Origin of the sequence: Phormidium pseudopriestleyi FRX01 (genome assembly GCF_017313335.1) — a bacterium.
Taxonomy (GTDB): Bacteria; Cyanobacteriota; Cyanobacteriia; order Cyanobacteriales; family Laspinemataceae; genus Laspinema; species Laspinema pseudopriestleyi.
This window is the reverse complement of the sequence record NZ_JAFLQW010000047.1, coordinates 1-3,918: the sequence shown is the minus strand read 5'-3', so window position 1 is coordinate 3,918 and position 3,918 is coordinate 1. Positions and strand designations below refer to the sequence as shown.

Sequence of the window (3,918 nt, the reverse complement as noted above, 5' to 3'; positions counted from 1 at the left end):
GTTGGGCTTGAGCCATATTATCAAATCCATAATTGCGGTATATGTTAAGTGCAAAATTTCGAGCGACTGCCCAAATTTGAACTTCATGTTTTGTCCTGATACGAGAAGCCTCTTCACCTTGAGTTACATCCCGCACATAATAAACCTTGTTTTCGACTCCCCAATAACCTCGAATTCGATTGGCAAATTCTTCAGCCGTTTCAATCAAAGAAGAAACGTAAGAACGAGTTTTAACACTGTTTTTAATAATATTTGCTCGATGGACTTCGCGGTATAATTTAACACAAATCACGGTTTTAAGTCCAGGAAATTTAGGAATATTATCTATAGCGGTTCCCGGACTCATGAGGTACAATACATAGGAAAACTGACTCATATTAGCCATCCGAATCTATCATGAAACCCTACTCCTTAGACTTTCAGCAAAAAATCAGACAAATCTATGAGAATGAAAATCAATCAATCCGAAAAATAGCGTCACGATTTGGTATAGCTAAAAGTTTTGTTCAAAAACTTATCAAACAACATAAAGAGACCGGCGATTTGGCTCCTAAACCTCAAGGGGGAAATTCTGCACCTAAACTTGGAAGCCAAGAGGTGGTAATCTTAATGAAACTGATTGAAGTTGATAATGATGCCACCTGACAAGATTTCTGTGATTTACTTGAACAAAAAACCGGAATCAAAGTCAGTAAATCTACTTTAGACCGAGTTCCGAAAAAACTGAATTATAGCTTTAAACAAAAGACACTTTATGCCGAGAAAAAATTAAAAGAAGAAGTTCAAAAAAAGCGAGTAGAGTTTTGGGATAAAATTTGATACATTCCTTATGAGGAATTGGTTTTCATAGATGAATCCGGAGTAGATCTGGCCTTGATTAAAACCCGAGCAAGAGCTATTAAAGGTCAAAGAGCTAGAGGCCCCAAACCACAAAAAAGGGGGAAAAGTTTCTTTATTAAGTGCTTTGTTTGTCCAAAAAGTAGTTACTTCAACTAACATATATAAAACAATTAATCGAGTTATATTTTAATCTTTTATTCTAATAAAGATTGTTCCAAATTTATGGGAAAATGCTTGTGTGGTTATGGATAATGCAACCATTCACAAGAGCCAGATAGTTGAAGAAGCTATTCAAGAAGCTGGAGCAAAACTTATCTACCTCTCTCCTTATTCTCCAGAATTTTCTCCGATTGAAAATTTTTGGTCAAAATTAAAAGAAATCCTCAAAAAATTTCAACCTAGAAACTATGAAGATTTAGTTATTGGTATTACAGAAGCAATGCAGCAAGTCACTCAACAAGATATTCGCAATTGGTTTGCTCATTGCTGTTACTGTACGCGAATGAGTCTGGTCACCGCTATATCCCTCTTTTGTCACTCTTCTGAGGGGATAATGAAGAAAAAGGTGCTGAAAGCCAGAGCAGGACAATGATTGCCCCAAAACAAGCCAATCCCACCCACCCTCTAATTGATGAATACTGTGAAAACTATAAAAACCTGTTTTCAGAGGGTAGAACTTATGAGGCATCTAAGAATATCCATGTAGGAATATTCTCCGAAATAAAACGAAAAACTTTACCCGAAATCCCGAAAATTTTGGAATTAAAAAATGCCCAAGGATTACACCCTTTCTTGACTCACTCTCCTGGGGACATAAACCAGCTAAGGAAACTGAGAATCGAGCTAATTTTAAATCATTTAAAATGCCGAAAAATTCGAGTAATTATTGATGAAACCTGTGACCCCAAAAAAGGAAAGAAAACGGACTATGTAGCCCGTCAATATATCCGTCGATTAGGAAAAGTAGAAAACGGAATTGTATCCGTAGTTGCTTACGGCTTAGTTGATGGAATAACGGTTCCCATACTATTTGAAGTATTCAAGCCTCAAAAGTGCTTAAAAGCAGGAGACACCTATAAAACAAAACCTCAGATTGCCGCCGAATTAGTTGAAGAAATGGTCCGCCTTGGTTTTTAAATAGAATGGGTATTAGCCGATAGTCTTTATTGAGAAAGTGAAGGAAATTTTTTGAGTAAACTGGAGGAATTAGGACTCTTGTATATAGTATCAATTAGGAGCAAACATGGAGTCTGGCTGCCTTAAGGACAAAGGGTTTCAGCCAATAGCTGGCAAACTTTCACCCGGAATATGAGTCAGGAAAAAACAGAAATCCGCTATGTGAGAGGGGTTGTTTTTGGAGAAAGAGGACGACAAACTTGTTAAATTCTCACAACAGATAAAGAGACTTCACCTGAAAACTCAACGAGTTTCGTTATGAGTAATATTGCGGACCTTAACTATAAAGATGTGGGCAATATATACGGGGATAGAACTTGGTTTGAATATGGATTTGAGCAGTGTAAATCCGAGTTGGGATGGGCCGATTTTCGGCTCACTCATTACCTGGACATCAAAAAATGGTGGGAACTCATTTGTAGTGTTTATTTGCTCGTTAGTTTGACCACTCCTCCTTTCATGCCTTCGTCAGAAATCTCGGTCACTCCAACGGCAGAGATTTTTATTCAATCGGTCACTCAACATCCCCATTGGGATCATCAAAGAAGCTGGAAGAGTTCTTTAAATAATCTTCATTTACTCCTCCTGCCGATGCTCGGTTTTAATTTAATCCTCTATTGGTTACAAGTTTTTCCCATTCCTCAGTTATCTTTGGGCTTCCCACAATTAATTTCTTTGATAAATCGTGCTTCTTTAGCTCTTTTCCCTCTCTGTAGTGAGGTGGATTTCTGATTTTCCTCTGCCTAGAGTGACAGAAGAGGGTTAACTGCAAAAATTCTTCTAGGGTAATCTCAGTGAGGGATTGAATTGAGGGTGTCATAACGGTTTTCTCCTAAACGGTTTGGGAATGCCTTCAGGGGTTTGCCTAGGGGATTGGCTGTTGGGTAAGATGAGGTTAAACTGAGGGGCCGATCGCCTATCCAGATTATCGTCCCCAGTATAGCCAAACTTCCCCGTTTCCCAGTGGGTACTCACCCCGGCGATCGACTAAAATTGGGGAACAACTGCACTTTTATAGAGTTTGGGCATGAATTGGCAAGAAATTTCCGGTAATTGGGTCCATATTCCTTTCCGCACTCGGGGCATTGTTCATTTCCTCGGGGGAGCATTTCTGGCGGCAGCGCCCCAAGTGACTTATCGATGGTTACTCGAACAACTCAGTCTCCAAGGCTATGCAATCATCGCGACTCCGTTTGTTAGTAACTTCGACCACGGTGCGATCGCCTCTAATATCGTGGAACGTTTCGAGTGGTGTGTCGAACAATTGCGCCTATCCGGTAAACTCCCCAAACGCTATCTTCCCATCTATGGAATTGGTCATAGCATGGGTTGTAAACTCCACTTGCTCATCGGCAGTTTATTTGAAGTCGAACGCGCTGGAAATATCCTCATTTCCTATAATAATTACCCCGCCCGCCGTTCCATTCCTTTCTTAGATTTAGTCGAACAATTACCCACAACTTGGGGTGCTAAATTACCCACAGCTTTTTCCGTTGAATTTACTCCTTCCCCAGAAGAAACTAACCAAATAATTGCTAGAGAATATCAAATTAAGCGGAATCTAATTATCAAATTTAAAGACGATACTCTGGATCAAACCCGGCTGTTATTTCCCGTGGTTCAAGAACGCTTTCCTGACCTGGTGTCTATGCTCACATTGCCAGGAAATCATCTAACTCCCTTAAGTCAAGACCCGGGATGGAAATCGGGTACGGAATTCTCTCCCTTGGATGCGATCGCCCAGTGGGTCCGCCAAGAAATGTATCGCGAACCCGTTCGCCTCAAAGATGAAATCCTGCGCTGGCTCAATCCAATCCCATCCATAAGACCTTTAGGCTAGTCAAGGTGTATTTGTGGGGGCACAATGAGCCTCAAGAGGGTTTGGAGACCCTACCCCTACAT

Annotated in this window: 2 protein-coding genes and 2 pseudogenes; 3 read left to right on the top strand and 1 reads right to left on the bottom strand. The window is 40.4% G+C overall.

All coding sequences use genetic code 11. The features are described 5' to 3' along the window. Window positions 1-346, bottom strand: a 346-nt coding sequence (locus J0895_RS01855) for an ISAs1 family transposase (RefSeq protein ID WP_207086446.1), incomplete at its 3' end; no start/stop codon positions are given. A 50-nt stretch (window positions 347-396) separates the two neighbouring features. On the opposite strand from J0895_RS01855, the pseudogene J0895_RS01850 reads away from it, so the two are divergent. The 3 genes and pseudogenes from J0895_RS01850 to J0895_RS01835 all read left to right on the top strand — a co-directional run. Continuing rightward, window positions 397-1,339: pseudogene (locus tag J0895_RS01850) on the top strand (IS630 family transposase); the annotation flags it as partial. Between the two features lie 89 nt (window positions 1,340-1,428). Then, window positions 1,429-2,748 (top strand): annotated as a pseudogene (locus tag J0895_RS26895) (IS701 family transposase). Between the two features lie 295 nt (window positions 2,749-3,043). Next, window positions 3,044-3,856 carry a DUF1350 family protein gene (locus J0895_RS01835; RefSeq protein WP_207086443.1) on the top strand — a complete coding sequence of 271 codons (813 nt, stop codon included), beginning with the start codon at window positions 3,044-3,046 and terminating at the stop codon, window positions 3,854-3,856. Window positions 3,857-3,918 lie beyond the last annotated feature (62 nt).

Bases quoted from the DNA above. Each gene is read 5' to 3' on its own strand.
- J0895_RS01835 (WP_207086443.1), top strand. From the start codon at position 3,044: ATGAATTGGCAAGAAATTTCCGGTAATTGGGTCCATATTCCTTTCCGC.